The following is a 17,095-nucleotide window of genomic DNA, read 5'->3' as shown; positions in this document are numbered from 1 at the left end:
TAAACAAAGCATGACTTACATCAAAGTCATGCTTTTGTTTAATTTATTTATTTTTATTTTGGCAATCCGGACAAATTCCTCTAAATTCAAGAGTATGTGAGTCAATTTTGAAACCGGTTTTGTTTTCCAAATCCGTCTCTATTTTTTCGACAGGACAATGATCGATAGGAATGATTTTGCCGCAAGATTCACAAATTATGCTGTGTTTATGTTTTTTGCCTTTTAATCTGTAATATGAAATACCATCAATTTCACATACAATTTCAACTATTCCTTTATTTTTTAATATTTTTAAATTCCTGTAAATTGTAGACAAATTGGATTCTTCCTTCTCCTTAAAAATCTCATACAAATCTTCTGCAGATATAGGTTGTTCTGTTTTGTCTAAAATCGATATAATAAGTTTCCTTGCTTTTGTGATTCTTAAACCATTGTTCAACAAGATTTCATTTTTCATATTATCACCTATCATTATTATATCATTTTATTATGAAATGTTTATGAATATTTAAATTTTAAATTTGGAAGAATGCTACAATTTGTCAACTTTTTCGTTATTAATATCTAAAATTTCACAGATTAGTGGTATAATATATAGTTAGTGAAATAAGGAGAGTTGTTTATGAACATTTTATTTTCACCACCTGATATTTCTGATAAAGAAATTGAAGAAGTGGTAGACGCATTAAAATCCGGTTGGATTACAACTGGACCAAAAACCAAACAATTAGAAAAAAACTTACAAGAATATACACAATCAAAAAAGACTTGTTGCTTTAATTCAGCAACTGCTGCATTGGAATGTGCGCTTAGAATTTTGGGCGTAAATGGTAAGAAGGATGAATGTATTACTTCGGCTTACACTTATACTGCAAGCTGTTCAGTTATAGATCATTTGGATGCTACAATTAAATTAGTAGACGTTCAAAAGGATTCATACTTTATGGATTATGATAAATTATATGATTCCATAAACGAAAATACTAAGGCTATTATTCCAGTTGATATCGCAGGAGTTCCTGTTGATTACGATAAAATTTACGAAATTATTGAAGCTAAGAAATCAATATTCAGACCTTCAAACGAAATTCAAGAATCATTGGGAAGAGTTGCTTTGATTTCTGATAGCGCTCATGCTTTAGGTTCAACATATAAAGGCAAAAAGATTGGATCATTCCAAGATATAGCTTCTTTCTCTTTCCATGCTGTTAAAAACTTTACTACAGCTGAAGGTGGAATGCTTGCTATAAACATTGGTGATGTAGATAAGATTTACAATGATTTACAATTATATTCCTTACATGGACAAAACAAAGATGCATTAGCCAAAACAAAATTAGGTGCATGGGAATACGACATTAAAGGCCTTTATTACAAATACAATATGCCGGATATATTAGCAGCAATTGGGCTTGCACAATTAGAAAGATATGATGATTTATTAGCTAGAAGAAAAGAAATAATCAAAATGTATAATGATGGTTTTGATAATACTTCAATAAGTTATTTAAATCATTTTGGAAAAGATTATACAAGTAACGGTCATTTGTATTTAACAAGAGTTGAGGGTATAGATGAACAAACTCGTAACGATATAATCGTCAAGATGGCAGAAAAAGGCATTGCTACTAATGTTCACTACAAACCAATTGCAATGATGACAGGATACAAAAATTTAGGATTTGACATTAAAGATTATCCTAATACTTTTGAACAATACAAAAACGAAATAACATTGCCGCTTCACACATTATTGTCAGATGATGAAGTAGCATATGTAATCGAAACTTACAAGGATATAGTTAGTGGTAAATAATATGGATAATCGAGTAGATGAAATCCTTAAAAATAGCAAATTTAATCTTTTCATCAAAAGATTATTTGATATTTTAGCATCTTTATTTGGAATTTTAGTTATGGCAATCCCAATGATTATAATTTCCATTGCTATAAAATTAGATTCAAAAGGTCCTGTGTTTTTCAAGCAAAAAAGAGTTAAGAAAAATAATAAGGACTTTACAATTTTGAAATTTAGAACGATGGTTGTAGATGCTCCAAAATTGGGAATGGCAATAACAGTTGGAGACGATCCTAGAATAACGAAAGTAGGAAAGTTTTTGAGAAAAACTAAATTAGATGAGTTTCCACAATTGTTCAATGTATTGGTCGGAGATATGAGTTTTGTTGGTCCGAGACCTGAAGTTAGAAAGTATGTTGATATGTATTCTGATTCAGACAGGGATATTTTGAAAATTAGACCAGGAATTACGGATTTGGCAAGTATAAAATACAGAGATGAATCAGAAATTTTGGATAAATCTGACAATCCTGAAAAGACATATGTTGAAGAAATTATGCCTAATAAAATCGAACTAAACAAACAATACATTGAAAATATTAATTTATTAAATGATATTAAAATAATTCTTCAAACATTGAAGATTTTATAGGAGTTTTATGAATATTTGGATTATAAATCATTATATAGATGTTCCAGGAAAAGGTAGATATTTAAGACACTATAATTTTGCAAAAGAATTACAAAAAAGAGGACATAAAGTAACGCTATTTACAGCATCTACTACTCACGGTACAGATTTAAATGTGATTAATGATGAAAAAAAATATAAAGAAGAAATAATTGATTCCTTGAAATTTGTATATATTAAGGCAAAAAATTACACTGGGAATGGCAAAGATCGTGTAATTAATATGGTACAATTCTATAAAAACCTATTATCAGTATCTAAAAGATACTCTGGGGCTGATGTTGTTTATTGTTCTGCACCTCATAGTTTAACTTGGTTAGCTTCAAGAAAAATAGCCAAAAATAATAACGCTAAATTAATTTGTGAAACAAGAGATTTATGGCCAGAAACTTTTATAGAAATGGGTAAATTCAGTAAAAATCATCCTGTGGCAAAAATCCTATATGCTATTGAGAAATCTGTGTATAAGTCTTCAGATGCTTTAATATTCACAATGGAGGGCGGAAAAGACTATCTGAAATCAAGAGGAATTAATAGAGATAATGTATTTCACATAAATAATGGAGTTGTACTAGAAGATTTCAATGAATCAATAAAAAAATATCATTTGGAAGATGTAGATTTAGATGATAAAAATATCTTTAAAGTTGTTTATACAGGCGCTTTAGGACGAGCAAATCAAGTTGATACTTTGATTGATGCAATGAATAAACTTTCTGATTATGAAGATATAAAACTTATTGTTTATGGGAAAGGTGAATTTGAAGCAAGCCTTATAAAAAAAGTTAGAGAAAATTCACAAAAAAATGTTGTTTTTAAAGGTTCTGTTGACAAAAGATATGTTCCTTCTATAGTTACAAGGTCAGATTTGAATGTAATTACTGGACAAGATATTAATTTATATAAATATGGAATGAGTTTTAATAAGCTGTTTGAGTATTTAGCTGCAAACAAACCTATATTATCTAATTTAAAATGTAATTATGATATCATTGAAAAATTTAACTGTGGTAAGACAGTAAAAAGTGGTTCTGCAGATGCTTTAAAGGAAGGAATATTGTACTTTTATAATTTAAAAGATATTGATTATAAACAATTTTGTGAAAATTCTAAAGAAGCAGCAGCAAATTATGATTACAAAATTTTAACTGATAAATTGGAACATATATTTAAAACTTTAAATGGGGGATTTTAATGAATATACCATTGTTGAATTTGAAAAGACAATATAAAGACATTGAAGAAGAAGTAAATACAAGTGTATTAGAGTGTTTCAAAAATGCACAATATATAATGGGTGAAAATGTTAAAGAATTTGAAAAAGAAATAGCTAATAAAATTGGTGTCAAACATGCAATTACAGTTGGAAATGGAACTGATGCATTGATTATAGCGTTGAAGTCTTTGGGAATCAAAGAAGGAGATGAAGTTATAACTACTGATTACACTTTCTTTGCAACAGCTGAAGCTATAAGATTTATCGGAGCTACACCTGTATTTTGTGATGTTGAATTGGATACTTATAATATCGATCCTTCTCAAATAGAAGAAAAGATTACAGAGAAAACAAAGGCAATTATTTGTGTTCATTTATTTGGAAATGCATGTAAAATGGATGAAATAAATGATATTGCAAAAAGACATAATTTGTATGTTGTTGAAGATGCAGCACAAGCAATTAATTCACAATATAATGGCAAAAATGTAGGTAATTTAGGAGATGTAGCTTGTTTCTCATTTTTCCCTACAAAAAACTTAGGATGTTTTGGTGATGGTGGAATGATCACAACTAATGATGATGATTTGGCAACTATTATGAGAGCATTGAAGGTTCACGGTAGTGGCGAAAATGGGATGAAAGCTTATGCTATATTAAATGATGAAGAATTTGAGGTTGTGGAACAAAATTCAGGAGATAATACTGTTTACAATCCATTGAAATACTACAACTATTTAATCGGTCACAATTCAAGATTAGACGAAATCCAGGCTGCTATTTTGAGAATTAAATTAAAGCATTTAGACGAATATACAGAAAACAGAAGAAGTATTTCACACGGATACATCGAAGCTTTGAAGGATACTTCATTGGTAATGCCAACAGAAACTGAAGGCGGAAAGCACGTTTTCCATTTATTTATTTTACAATCTGAAAACAGAGAAGAAATAGAATCAAAATTAAAAGAAAAAGGCATCGCTACTGGAACTTATTACAAGGTTCCTATGCATTTACAAAAAGCTTTTAATGATTTAGGATATAAGAAGGGAGATTTCCCTAATGCGGAATATCTTTCAGAAAGAACTTTTGCTATTCCATTGTTCCCAGAAATGAACGATGAAGAAAGAGAATATATTATTAATTCTATAAAGGAGATAGTATAATGGACTTTTTTGCTCATGAGTCTTGCTATATAGATGAAGAGACAAAGATTGGTAAAGGTACTAAAATTTGGCATTTTAGTCATGTGATGTCAGGTAGCACTATTGGAGAAAATTGTAATATTGGTCAAAATGTTGTTATTTCTCCAGATGTTACGCTTGGTAATAATTGTAAAGTTCAAAATAATGTTAGTGTGTATACTGGTGTTGTTTGTGAAGATGGTGTGTTCCTAGGACCTTCTTGTGTATTTACAAATGTTATTAATCCAAGGGCTTTTATTGAGAAAAAAGATGAATATCGAAAAACAACTATTAAAGAAGGCGCGTCTATTGGCGCCAATGCGACTATTGTTTGTGGAAACACAATTGGCAAATATGCTATAATTGGAGCAGGAGCAGTTGTTACAAAAGATGTCGGGGATTACGAAATTGTAGTAGGAAATCCAGCTAGACATCATGGATATGCATGTTCATGTGGAGAAAACCTAAAAAGAGTTTCCCTCACAGATTATATATGTGAAAAATGTGACAAGAAATATTTATTAAATGATTATAAATTGAGTGAGGTATCAAATGAATAATTTAAAAGAAGAATTATTGGGAAAAATCGAAGATAAATCTCTAGTAGTAGGGGTTGTGGGATTAGGTTATGTAGGATTGCCATTAGCAGTTGAAAAGGCAAAAGCCGGTTATACTGTTATTGGATTTGATGTACAACCTGAAAAAGTTCAAATGGTTAATGATGGAGTTAATTATATTGGTGATGTTGTTGATTCAGAATTAAAAGCTATTGTTGAATCTGGAAAATTAAGAGCTACAAGTGATTTTGAATCGGTTGCAAGTTGTGATTTCATAGCTATTGCTGTACCAACACCATTGGATATTTACCAACAACCAGACATTTCTTACGTTGAAAAATCAACTACAGATGTTTCTAAACATTTGAAAAAAGGATCTATAGTTGTATTAGAATCCACTACTTATCCAGGAACTACTGAAGAATTAATGAGACCTATATTGGAAAATGGTTCAGGCTTAAAATGTGAAGAAGATTTTTACTTAGCATTCTCTCCTGAAAGAGTAGATCCAGGTAACAAACAATACAAAACTAAGAATACTCCAAAAGTTGTTGGAGGAATTGGTTCAGAATCTACAGAAGTTGCAGCAGCATTGTACAGAAATGTACTTGAAGGAGAAGTTATGACTGTATCTTCACCAAGAGTTGCTGAAATGGAAAAAATTCTTGAAAACACATATAGAAATGTAAATATCGGATTGGTAAATGAATTTGCTAAACTAGCTAATAAAATGGATATCAATATGTGGGAAGTAGTAGATGCTGCTAAGACAAAACCTTATGGATATCAAGCATTCTATCCAGGTCCTGGTGTAGGTGGACACTGTATACCATTGGATCCATTCTATTTGACCTGGAAAGCAAGAGAATACGACGTACACATGCCAATCATTGAAGCAAGTGGTACTGTGAATGATAGCATGCCTGAATGGGTAGTAGATAGATCAATGAAAATTTTGTCTAGAAAATTCAAAAAACCATTAAATGGTTCCAAAGTTTTAATTTTAGGTATTGCTTATAAAAAAGATATCGACGATTTGAGAGATTCTCCTGCATTTGTTGTAATGGATAAATTCAGAGAAGAAGGAGCAATCGTAGATTATTATGATGGATTCAATCCTTCTTATTTCAACCCAGATGGATCTAAGACATACTCATTAAAAGAAATTAATCCAGAAGTAGTTAAAGGCTACGATTTAGTTGTAATAACTGCAGATCACACAAATGTTGATTATCAAATGGTTGTAGACAATGCACCATTTGTATTTGATACAAAATATGCTACAAGAAACGTAGAAAACAATAAAGATAAAATAGAATTATTATAAGAGGTAATATGCAAAAAATTAAATGCGCAATCATTGGCTGTGGTAGAATTTCTTATAAACACGTTGAAGGTATTGCAAACAATGATTCAGAAATGGAATTAGTTGCAGTATGCGATATTATTGAAGAAAGAGCCATCGAAAAAAGAGATGAATATTTGGAAAGATTTTCTGACAGAGATGTAAAAGTATACACTGATTACAAAAAAATGTTAGAAGAAGTCGACATGGATATGTGCTCTATTTCAACAGAAAGTGGTTATCATGGTGAGATAGCTCTTTACTGTTTAGAACAATCAAAACATGTATTGATTGAAAAACCAATGGCTATGAGTTTGGAAGAAATAGATAAAATTAATAAGTTAGCTGATGAAAAAGGATTAAAAGTTGGAGTGTGTCACCAAAATAGATTTAATCCTCCAATTCAAAAATTGAAAAAGACAATTGACGCTAATAAATTTGGAAAGATGACAAACATCACAGCAAGGGTTTTATGGAACAGAAATCAAAACTACTATAACTTAGCTCCATGGAGAGGAACAAAGGCATTAGATGGTGGTACATTGATGAACCAATGTATACATGCACTAGACTTGCTGTTATGGATGATGGACGATGAATTAGTAAGCGTAAAGGCTGAAACAGAAACTTTCCTAAGAGACATAGAAATGGAAGATTACGGCGTAATTCTGATGAGATTTAAGAGCGGTAGAATTGGACTATTGGAAGGTAGTGCCGATGTTTATCCTAAAAATCTTGAAGAAACTATTTCTGTATTTGGCTCAACAGGAACTGCCGTTATCGGTGGTTTAGCTGTTAACGAAATAAAAACTTGGGTATTTGAAGATGAATCTGAAACCGGAGAATTGGAAGATGATAAATCTATCGATAATGTGTACGGAAACGGACACACTCCATTATACAAAGATTTTATTCACGCAATAAATACAGATACTCAGCCGCTAATCAATGGTCACGAAGGAAGAAAGCCAGTTGAAGTATTAATGAAAGCTTACGGTTGGATTGACTAATATAATATTTTGAAAACAAACAAGCTCTTGATTTTATCAAGAGCTTGTTTCAATTTAATTAGTATTTATAGAAACCTTCTTTTGTTCCTCTACCTAATTTGTTTTCATCTATATATTTCTTTAACATTTGTGCATTCTGATATGTTACAGAATTTTCATCATTTACATCTGGTTTATTTAAAGTGATATTATAAGCAGTCTTAAGACCGACTACATCTATTATTTGGAAAGGTCCAAATGGAGCACCTGTTTCGTATCTCCAAGCGTTGTCGATATCTTCGATGTCAGCTATGTCTAAAGCCTTTAGAGTCATTGCTGCATCTAATAATGGAACTAATAGTGAATTTAGTAGATATCCCGGTTGTTCTTTCTTTAATTTTAATGGAATCATTCCTATATCTTTTGCGAAGTTAACAACTTAATCGTATACTTCATGGGAAGTTTCGCTGTGTCCCATAATTTCTGCTGTATTATTGTTCCAAATTTCATTTGCAAAGTGAATAGCAAGATATTTTTCTGGATGAGGAAGTAAATCCTTGAATGAACTTGGTAATAATGTTGATGAATTTGTTGCAACTATATTATTATCATTTAATACTTTTGCCAAATTTTTATAAAAATCTGATTTTTGTTCTGGATTTTCAGAAACAGCTTCAATTAATAAATCACAATTTTCAACTGATTTTTCTAAGTCTGTTAAAAGATGAATCCTATTAAATCCTTCTTCTACATCTTTTTTTAAATTTTCATTATCATCAATTGCTAATTGTTCAGTAGAAATACCTCTAGGTATAATTACTGAGTTAACAGTGTTTTCATCAGATAATCCAACCTTAATTCTATCTATTATACTTAGATATGTTTCTTTTAATACATCAAAACGTGGCTTAGCTCTATCTACAGAACCTTCACTTCTTAACCATACGTTTACATCAAAGCCTTTAAAAGCAGTTTGAAATGCTATTTGAGATCCTAAAACTCCTCCACCAGCCACTGTTACATTTTTAATTTTCATAAATTTGCCTCCTTTAAATTAACCTATATTGTAATTCTATTCAGTATTTATATACACTCTAAATGATTTTACAAATCAGAGTTGAACAAATTGTGTGATTTTTCGGATTTTTTAATTTTTAAAATGTTTAGAAATTTATAAGAAGGGTATAATTAAATTAAGGGCTAGAGGTTAAAACCATTTTTAAAACAATTAATAAAGATTAAATTTCATAATTTAACAAATTATTGTTTAGGATTTATTAAAAAGTGGTATATATAACAAGTAGCAAACATATCAATAATTTACAAGGAGGTTTTATGAGTGGATTTAAAAAATTTGTTCATATATTGTTTTCAATATTACTGATTTTGTTTTCTTTAGTAATGTTTTTCACAGTTTTCAATTTTGGGCAAGTTAGTTATAATCTCAGAGAGCTCATGATGAATGAGGTATGCTTTTATATATTAGCAGTTATTGGAGCCTTAATTTTACTAGGGGCACTTATAATAATGTTTAAAGCAATATTCTCTGATAATTTAAGTGATTTCTTGATCTCAAGAGACAAGGATGGAGAAGTTATGATATCTACAGATGCACTTGAAAATACTGTAAAAAGTACAGTAAATAGATTTAATGATGTCAGAACTTCTAATGTTAATGTAAGAGTCAACAATTCAAATGAACCATATATGAATTGTGATGTAGAGGTTGGAGTAAGGGATATGTCAAATGTAGGAGGTCTTGGTGAAAACATCAAAAATGATATCAAAACTAATCTGGAAACTTTAACTGGTTACAAAGTTAAAGATATTACTGTAAAATTCTTGGATTTGGCAAAATCTACAAACAAAAGGGTAGTATAGGGGGCAAAAATGAACAATAAAAGTATGTTGGACAATTTTCAATCCCCGGATGAACAAAAGGAAGTAATATTTGTAAAAGAAGATTCAAAAGATAAATTTGACGAAAGGTTAATAAAAAATTTATCAGGGTTAAGGAAACCAACTAAGTATGGAATTTTAGGCGTAATAATTGCACTTTTAATTTTAAAACTTGGTTTTTGGGCAACAATCTTAATACTATTACTTTTTGGTATAGGTTATGGTTATGGATTGTATAAAGAAGGTAATCCTAAATTTATCAGATTTTTGATGAATTTATTTAGGAAATAAAATAGTATAATAGTATAAAAGGAGATTAGAATGATGGAAGAAAAAAAATACAATGAAGTAAACAAAGTAAATGAAGAAAAAGCTGAAAAAGAAAAGGAACAAAAACACGAATCAAAATTAACTTTTGATAACTCTGTAGTTCAAAAAATCGCTGCAATAGCAGTTAGAGAAATTCCTGGTGTTTTAGATATGGAAGGTGGATTCTTCTCAGGAATTCAAGAAACTTTCGGTGGATATAATGCAACTAAAGGTATTGATGCTGAAGTTGGCGAAAAAGAAGCTGCAATTGATGTATCAGTAATATTAGAATATGGCGTATCAGCTGTAAAAGTATTCCAACAACTACAAGAAGTTGTAAAACAAAGTGTAAAGAAAATGACTGGATTAGATGTTGTAGAAGTTAACTGCAAAGTAGTTGATGTTATGACAAGAAAAGAATTCAACTTGAAAAACAAAAAAGAAGAAGAAAATAAAAGTGGATTAAAATAAACTAGATCAAACTAAATTAAACTAAATTAAAAAGGGAAGGCATCATGCCTTCCTTATTTTAATGTTACGACTGCCCCGTAGATATGAGGACCTGTATGTATAACAAAAAGACTAGAAATAGGTCTCTTATAAATTTTAACATTAGGATAGTAATCTTGTATTACTTTTTCTAATTCATCTGCATTTTCTTGTAGGTTTGAATGCATTATATAGATATTGTCTATTTGATTGTTAGCTGCGAAGTCAATTATATAATTAAGGATTTGTTGGTTGACTTTTTTTCTGCCTCTTACTGCATCTATAACTTCCAAATTACCGGTTTTTTTGATACAGGTAATAATTGGTTTAATGTTTAATAGATTTCCAACGACTTTACTTGAGCGTTTAATTCTACCACTTGTGTAAAGATAGTCTAATTTATCTACAGTAAAAAAGAAATCCTCTTTTGTTTTTAGCTTTTCTAATTCTTCTACAATTTCTTCGAAACTTTTTCCACTTTCATTCATTGTTACAGCTTTTTCAATTAGAAAACCCATTCCCATAGAACATGACCTGCAATCTATCAAATGATATGTAATTTTATCAGAGTATAAGCTTAAAATTTGTTGAAATAGATTATAAGTACCACTAATTCCACAGCTCATGCATGTAGCTATAATATGTGTGTATCCTTCTGATATGATCTTTTCTATTTTGTCAATCAAATCACTTGCTAAGGGAAGAGAACTACTAATAGTGTTACTATTAATGTCATTGATAACGTCGTCAATATTTTTTTCATACTTATCTTTATATGTAACTTCCGAATTGTAAATGATTTGAAGAGGGACTTCTACAATATTGTATTCTTTAATAATCGATGGATCTACATCAGATGTAGTATCTGTTAGAATAGCAATTCTTTGCATTTTTTACTCCTTTCTAAATCGTTTAATAATTTTGTATATTCAAGTTAACATAACTATTATATCATTTTAACGAAAAAAATACGACAATCAGTTGCCGTATTTAAATCGTTATTGTGATTTTTGTTCCAACATCTAACTTTGATTCAAGAGTAATGGATCCGTTGTGGATATCAACGATGTGTTTGATGATTGATAGTCCTAGTCCTGTAGATTCTTGTGAAGAACGTGATTTGTCAACAACAAAGAACCTCTCAAATACTCTACTTTGATATTTTTCAGCTATACCGATTCCAGTATCTTCACAGATTATTTTAGTTTTGTCATTTTCTTTGAATATTGAAATCTTAATTTTGCCTGAAATCTTGTTGTATTTGATTGCATTTGTAACTAAGTTTTCAATCATTTCCTTAATTAAATTTTCGTTTCCATATATTAAGCAATTTTCTTGTAAATCTGTAACAAGCTCAATTTGTTTACTATCCAATTTATTTTGGTTGGATTTGATTATTTCATCAATTATTTTTTCTGGATTGAATAAACCTTTTTCAATGTTATCTCCAGACTCATCAAGCTTGGAAAGTTTAATAATATTATCGATTAACTCCAATAATCTCAATCCTTCTTGGTGTATTATTGTAGCAAACTTACTTACATTTTCTGGACTAACCATGTTGTTTTCTATCATTTCAGCATATCCGTTAATTGAAGTAAGAGGAGATTTTAATTCATGACTAACATTTGCTGAAAATTCTCTTCTTCTTTTTTCGGCTTTTATCTTGTCACTTTCATCTACTAAGAACAATAAAACTCCGTTGATGTTATCGTCATCCAATACTGGTGCAATATACATCGATAGTAGAATTCCTTGCATTTCAATATTTATATGATGTGCCGTTTTAGTTGATATTACATCTTTAATAGCAGAATGAATTTTTAAATCTCTGTTTAATGAAATAAAAGGTCTGCCTTCATACTTAGAATCAGATGCACCAAACAAAAACTCAGCTGACTTATTAACTGATAAAACATTCATATTTTTATCAAGTAAGATAAGACCTTCTCTCATATTGTCTGTAATAGTTTTAATTGTAGTTGATCTTTCTTCTAATTCATCTACATATTTTTTTATTGTATCATTCTTGCGTCTAATTATATTGATAAAAGGTATTAGCTCATTGTAAACAGGTTGTTCTAACAATTTTGATTCTTTATCATTTACGATGTTATCATCTAATTCATTGGCAATAGTTTCGATAGGATCCAATATTTGTCTTATTTGTCTTCTATTAATATCAATTAATAATATTAAAGATAACGCTAATATCAATAGGGTATATGGTAATAAATCTAAAATAGTTTTCAAAAAACTAGCAGATTCGCAGCTTACTCTAAGAATATCAGAATTACCTTGAAGAATAGCTACATAATACATGCTTTTATCAAAACTATCAGATTTACGTGTTATTGATCCAATTTTTGAATCTCTGGCATCTTGTATTTCTTCTCTGTTAGAGTGATTATCCAAAGAATCTATATTGGTATCAGTATCATATACAACATTCCCACCTTCATCAATTATTGTAAATCGATTAGTAGGATTAATTCTTTTAATCTTTTTTATATTGGTAATAGTCTTATCGCGACTATTGTCGCTGATAGAATCCACGTATTGTATTTGACGCAGTAGGGAAGTTTCTTCTTTGGATTTGTTATAATTATAGAATATAAATGTCTGTAAACCTAATCCAATTGCTAAAGCTATAATAATTACAAGAGAAATTCTAGTGTAAATTCTTCTTTTCATCATTCACCAGCTTTATATCCTAGATTTCTTATAGTTTTGATTATGCTGGAAGCGTTTTTAAGTTTTTGTCTCAAGGTTGCTATATGAACATCAACTGTACGTGATTCTCCTTCAAAGTCAAATCCCCAAATTTTGGTCATGATATTTTCTCTTGTCAAAACTTTTCCGACATTTGATAGGAGATAATACAACAATTCAAATTCTTTGTAAGTCAATTCTACATTTTCTCCATCGACACTAACCGTTCTCTTATCATAATCTAATTCAATATTCTTATAGATGATTTTCGATTTTGTTTTACTTAATGAGGATCTTCTAAGTAGTGCTCTGACTCTTGCTAGTAGTTCCATAATACTAAAAGGCTTTATCATATAATCATCAGCGCCACTATCGAGTCCCACTATTTTATCGTATTCCGTTGTCTTGGCAGTAAGCATCATTACTGGGACACTTTTTGTTTTTTCATTATTTCTTATTTCTTTTAAAATATCAAGACCACTTTTTCCTGGAAGCATAATGTCTAAAATAATTAAATCTATGCTAGAAGAATACAATGTGGATTTGAATTCATTGTAGTCTCCAAATCCCATTGCTTCGTAGCCTTCATTATTAAGTGCGTAGATAATTAGTTCTCTTATGCTTTTGTCATCTTCCACACAGCAAATCATTGTGCATTTTCCTCGTATCTTTCGCCAGTAACTGAGAATATTACCCAGGTTGCGATTCTTTCTGCATTATCGCCAATTCTTTCAATGTATTTTGCAACTTGAATTAAATCGATAATTTGTTCAGGGTTTTCACAACCTGATTTAATCAATTCTATAGATTCTTCCATGAAGTGAGCAAAAAGTTCATCGACTTCATCATCTTTTTTGATTACAGAATTTGCCAATTCAATATCATCATCAGTAAAAGCGTTGATACTTTCTACAAGCATCTTTTGTGCACTTTTACCCATGGATCTTATCATTGACAAATCTTTTGGAAGTTGTGATTTACCAATTAACATAACAAGCTCCGAAATTTCTTGTGCGTGGTTTCCGATTTTACTCATACAAGAAAGAATTCTCAGTGCTGATGAAATAAATCTCAAGTCTTTTGCGACAGGGGATTGTGTAGTAAGAAGTCTCAAACAAGTATCTTCAACTTCTTTTGACATTTCATAAATAGTTTCTTGAGAATCATAAACTTTTTGTGCTATTTCTAAATCTTGAGTTTCCAATGCATAAGTGCTTTGTTCGATTTGTCTTTCGACATTTGCTCCAAGAAAAATTAAATTATGTTTTAATTCTTCTAATTGATGCGTAAAATATTTTCTCATAATACCACCTCTTTTTAACCGAATCTACCAGTAATATAATCTTCTGTTCTTTTATCCTCAGGTTTTGAGAACAGTACATCAGTATTATTAAATTCTATAACTTCACCTGTCAAGAAAAATGCTGTCTTGTCAGAAATACGAGCAGCTTGTTGCATATTGTGAGTTACCATTATTATAGTATATTTTGACTTCAAATCTTGGCATAAATCTTCAATTTTGTTTGTTGAGATAGGGTCAAGAGCTGATGTAGGTTCATCCATTAATAACACTTCAGGTTCAACAGCCAACGCTCTTGCGATACAAATTCTTTGTTGTTGACCACCTGAGATTGAAAGTGCGTTCTTTTTCAAATTATCTTTTACTTCATCCCAAATTGCTGCACCTTTTAAAGATTTTTCTACAATTTCATCTAATTTTGCCTTATTTTTTTCTCCGTGTAATCTTGGACCGTAAGCTATATTATCATAAATAGACATAGGGAATGGATTAGGTTTTTGAAAAACCATCCCAACTCTTTTTCTTAACAAGTTTACATCGTAATTTTTATCGTATATGTCTTTGCCATCTAAAGTTATTAAACCTTCGATTCGACATCCATCAATAAGATCGTTCATTCTATTTAGACATTTCAGCATTGTAGACTTACCACAACCAGAAGGTCCAATAAAAGCAGTGATCTCATTTGATTTCATTTCCATGTTGATTTTCTTTAGGGCTTGAAAATCATCATAATATAAATCAACATCTTTTATACTTATCTTAGACATTATTTACTTCCTTTCGTCAATTTTTTTCCTATTAAATTGGAAACTATATTTATTATTAAAACTAAAATTACCAACACAACGCCAGTTGCATAAGATTCTTCTACATGGAATCCTTCAGAAGATAACACATACATGTGTAACGCTAAACTTCTTCCAGATTGGAATAAGCTAGTAGGTACACGAGGATCTGTTCCCAATGTAAACATCAAAGCGGCTGTTTCTCCTACAACTCTTCCTATAGAAAGGATTATACCTGCCATAATTCCAGGCATTGCTACAGGAAGTAATACCTTTCTTATAGTATACAACTTTCCAGCTCCCAATGCATAACTTCCAGCTCTTAATTCGTCATCGATTGATAATAAAGCTTGTTCACTGGCTCTAATTATTAATGGAAGCACCATTATGAACATTGTAAGAACACCAGATATCAACGAATACCTGAACTTTAATCTCATAACGAATAACAACATACCGAATAAACCATAAACAATTGATGGAATACCAGATAATGTTTCTGTTGCAAGTCGAATAAGAGTTACTACTTTCGAGGTTTTCTTGGAATATTCAGATAAATAAATTGCTGTAAATATTCCGATAGGACTTGCAATTAATAATGTCAATAAAACTAACAAAACAGTAGTTTTAATTGAAGGCATCATTGATACGTTCTTAGAAGTATAGTGGTTTGAAAACATGCTAGGTTTCAAATGGGGAATACCATTAACTAACATGTAAATAATTAAATAAAACAATACAGCTAAAGTAATAAAAGCCATCAAATAAATAAAACCTTTAATGATTATACTTTTTGTTTTATTTTTTCTTAAATTTCTCAAACTATTTGTAGTTACATCAATAGAATTATTTTCCATTATTTACACCTCTTTTAATCAAATTAAATGCTAGATTTATTAAAAGTATAAATACGAATAATACCATCGCAGTTGCAATCAAAGCATCTCTATGAGCACCAGACGCATAAGCCATGTCCAATACGATGTTAGTTGTCATAGTACGCGTTCCTGAGAATATACTTTTTGCTATTACAGGTTGATTTCCTGCAACTAAATAAACTGCCATTGTTTCTCCGATGGCACGTCCGATTCCAAGTATAACTGATGATAATATACCTGATTTTGCAGCAGGAACTACAACTCCCATTACGGCTAATTCGTGACTAGCTCCAAGTGCAATACTTCCTTCATAATAAGAATCTACAACAGTATTTATTGCACTTTCAGATAAAGTGATTATCGTCGGTAAAATCATAATTCCTAGAAGAATAGAAGCTGTGACTATGTTCATACCAGTTCCTCCAAAAGCTTTTCTAATCATTGGAACTATAACCATTAAGGCGAAGAAACCATAAACGATGGATGGAATACCAGCCATTAAATCAATACAAGGTCTCAAAAAATTATATAATTTTTTTGGACAGAATTTTGCAAGATAAATCGCTGTGAAAATTCCAATTGGTACTCCTATAATTATGGAGCCAATAGTTACATAAATACTACCGATAATCATCGGAAGTATACCGAATTGGGCAGGGACATCGACCGGAGCCCAATCCTTACCAAATATAAAATTAGTTAAGCCAACTTTCTTTATAAAAGGCATTGATTCACCAAAAATGAAAAAACATATTAAAACAATCGCAAAAATAGAAGTCAATGCTGATACTAAAAATACGTATTTCATTATTGATTCAGATAAATATTTCTTTTTCATATTAAATCCTTTCTATATTTTTATCACCTTAATATTATCAAGAGCTTGTAAAATTAATGCGATAATAATGTTAATTAAATGTAAAGTTTTTCAAGTTAAAAA

20 protein-coding genes are annotated in these 17,095 nt (G+C 30.3%); 10 read left to right on the top strand and 10 right to left on the bottom strand.

What is annotated here, in order from left to right; genetic code table 11:
• Positions 1-43 precede the first annotated feature (43 nt).
• A complete protein-coding gene (locus ACU68W_RS08380) occupies positions 44-457 on the bottom strand; it encodes a Fur family transcriptional regulator (RefSeq protein ID WP_094208463.1) in 414 nt (137 codons plus the stop codon).
• A gap of 165 nt (positions 458-622) precedes the next feature.
• Here ACU68W_RS08380 and ACU68W_RS08375 point away from each other — a divergent pair, with 165 nt between their 5' ends.
• Genes ACU68W_RS08375 through ACU68W_RS08345 form a run of 7 tightly spaced genes read left to right on the top strand, consistent with a single transcriptional unit; the run spans position 623 to position 7,801 of the window.
• Complete coding sequence (locus tag ACU68W_RS08375) at positions 623-1,816, top strand: DegT/DnrJ/EryC1/StrS family aminotransferase (protein ID WP_094208464.1); 1,194 nt, start codon at positions 623-625, stop codon at positions 1,814-1,816.
• Position 1,817: 1 nt separating this feature from the next.
• Positions 1,818-2,450: a sugar transferase gene (locus ACU68W_RS08370; RefSeq protein ID WP_094203513.1), complete on the top strand. Its 633-nt coding sequence runs from the start codon at positions 1,818-1,820 to the stop codon at positions 2,448-2,450.
• A 7-nt stretch (positions 2,451-2,457) separates the two neighbouring features.
• Complete coding sequence (locus tag ACU68W_RS08365; protein ID WP_094223360.1) at positions 2,458-3,684, top strand: glycosyltransferase family 4 protein; 1,227 nt, start codon at positions 2,458-2,460, stop codon at positions 3,682-3,684.
• Positions 3,684-4,871, top strand: a complete 1,188-nt coding sequence (locus ACU68W_RS08360; RefSeq protein WP_446756391.1) for a DegT/DnrJ/EryC1/StrS family aminotransferase — start codon at positions 3,684-3,686, stop codon at positions 4,869-4,871. Before ACU68W_RS08365 ends, ACU68W_RS08360 begins: the two co-directional genes overlap by 1 nt.
• The gene (locus ACU68W_RS08355) at positions 4,871-5,449 is read left to right on the top strand and encodes an acyltransferase (RefSeq protein ID WP_002836185.1); all 579 of its coding nucleotides are present in this window, start codon (positions 4,871-4,873) and stop codon (positions 5,447-5,449) included. Before ACU68W_RS08360 ends, ACU68W_RS08355 begins: the two co-directional genes overlap by 1 nt.
• On the top strand, positions 5,442-6,773 hold the full coding sequence (locus ACU68W_RS08350) for a nucleotide sugar dehydrogenase (RefSeq protein WP_094205515.1): 1,332 nt from the start codon (positions 5,442-5,444) through the stop codon (positions 6,771-6,773). The genes ACU68W_RS08355 and ACU68W_RS08350 overlap by 8 nt, the downstream gene beginning before the upstream one ends.
• Positions 6,774-6,781: 8 nt before the next feature.
• Positions 6,782-7,801, top strand: coding sequence for a Gfo/Idh/MocA family protein (locus tag ACU68W_RS08345; RefSeq protein ID WP_094223362.1), 1,020 nt, complete (start codon positions 6,782-6,784; stop codon positions 7,799-7,801).
• Between the two features lie 58 nt (positions 7,802-7,859).
• Here the strand turns inward: ACU68W_RS08345 and ACU68W_RS08340 are convergent, their stop codons facing one another.
• Positions 7,860-8,192 (bottom strand): 3-hydroxyacyl-CoA dehydrogenase family protein, encoded by a 333-nt coding sequence (locus ACU68W_RS08340; protein ID WP_199797322.1) that lies wholly within the window; start codon positions 8,190-8,192, stop codon positions 7,860-7,862.
• A gap of 27 nt (positions 8,193-8,219) precedes the next feature.
• The gene (locus ACU68W_RS08335) at positions 8,220-8,816 is read right to left on the bottom strand and encodes a 3-hydroxyacyl-CoA dehydrogenase NAD-binding domain-containing protein (protein WP_199797323.1); all 597 of its coding nucleotides are present in this window, start codon (positions 8,814-8,816) and stop codon (positions 8,220-8,222) included.
• Positions 8,817-9,115: 299 nt separating this feature from the next.
• On the opposite strand from ACU68W_RS08335, the gene amaP reads away from it, so the two are divergent.
• The 3 genes from amaP to ACU68W_RS08320 are packed head-to-tail and all read left to right on the top strand — an operon-like array spanning position 9,116 to position 10,459.
• Positions 9,116-9,661, top strand: coding sequence for an alkaline shock response membrane anchor protein AmaP (gene amaP / locus ACU68W_RS08330; RefSeq protein ID WP_094208469.1), 546 nt, complete (start codon positions 9,116-9,118; stop codon positions 9,659-9,661).
• 9 nt (positions 9,662-9,670) lie between these two features.
• A complete protein-coding gene (locus tag ACU68W_RS08325) occupies positions 9,671-9,970 on the top strand; it encodes a DUF2273 domain-containing protein (protein ID WP_094205519.1) in 300 nt (99 codons plus the stop codon).
• Between the two features lie 30 nt (positions 9,971-10,000).
• On the top strand, positions 10,001-10,459 hold the full coding sequence (locus ACU68W_RS08320) for an Asp23/Gls24 family envelope stress response protein (RefSeq protein ID WP_227905412.1): 459 nt from the start codon (positions 10,001-10,003) through the stop codon (positions 10,457-10,459).
• 53 nt (positions 10,460-10,512) lie between these two features.
• On the opposite strand, the gene ACU68W_RS08315 is transcribed toward ACU68W_RS08320, so the two are convergent.
• From ACU68W_RS08315 to pstC, 7 genes are all read right to left on the bottom strand, one after another.
• Entirely contained in the window at positions 10,513-11,367 is an 855-nt protein-coding gene (locus ACU68W_RS08315; protein WP_094223363.1) for a DegV family protein, read from the bottom strand.
• Between the two features lie 100 nt (positions 11,368-11,467).
• Positions 11,468-13,171: a sensor histidine kinase gene (locus tag ACU68W_RS08310; RefSeq protein WP_094223364.1), complete on the bottom strand. Its 1,704-nt coding sequence runs from the start codon at positions 13,169-13,171 to the stop codon at positions 11,468-11,470.
• On the bottom strand, positions 13,171-13,839 hold the full coding sequence (locus ACU68W_RS08305) for a response regulator transcription factor (RefSeq protein WP_094208472.1): 669 nt from the start codon (positions 13,837-13,839) through the stop codon (positions 13,171-13,173). The genes ACU68W_RS08310 and ACU68W_RS08305 overlap by 1 nt, the downstream gene beginning before the upstream one ends.
• Positions 13,836-14,492, bottom strand: coding sequence for a phosphate signaling complex protein PhoU (gene phoU / locus ACU68W_RS08300; RefSeq protein ID WP_002836198.1), 657 nt, complete (start codon positions 14,490-14,492; stop codon positions 13,836-13,838). Before phoU ends, ACU68W_RS08305 begins: the two co-directional genes overlap by 4 nt.
• A gap of 14 nt (positions 14,493-14,506) precedes the next feature.
• Positions 14,507-15,259, bottom strand: a complete 753-nt coding sequence (gene pstB, locus ACU68W_RS08295) for a phosphate ABC transporter ATP-binding protein PstB (protein ID WP_094208473.1) — start codon at positions 15,257-15,259, stop codon at positions 14,507-14,509.
• A complete protein-coding gene (gene pstA / locus ACU68W_RS08290) occupies positions 15,259-16,134 on the bottom strand; it encodes a phosphate ABC transporter permease PstA (protein ID WP_002836200.1) in 876 nt (291 codons plus the stop codon). The genes pstB and pstA overlap by 1 nt, the downstream gene beginning before the upstream one ends.
• Complete coding sequence (pstC, locus tag ACU68W_RS08285) at positions 16,124-16,993, bottom strand: phosphate ABC transporter permease subunit PstC (protein ID WP_002836201.1); 870 nt, start codon at positions 16,991-16,993, stop codon at positions 16,124-16,126. Before pstC ends, pstA begins: the two co-directional genes overlap by 11 nt.
• Between the last annotated feature and the right edge of the window lie 102 nt (positions 16,994-17,095).

This window comes from Finegoldia sp. P2-F-LR (assembly GCF_052932265.1).
This window is presented reverse-complemented; position numbering and strand designations above follow the sequence as displayed.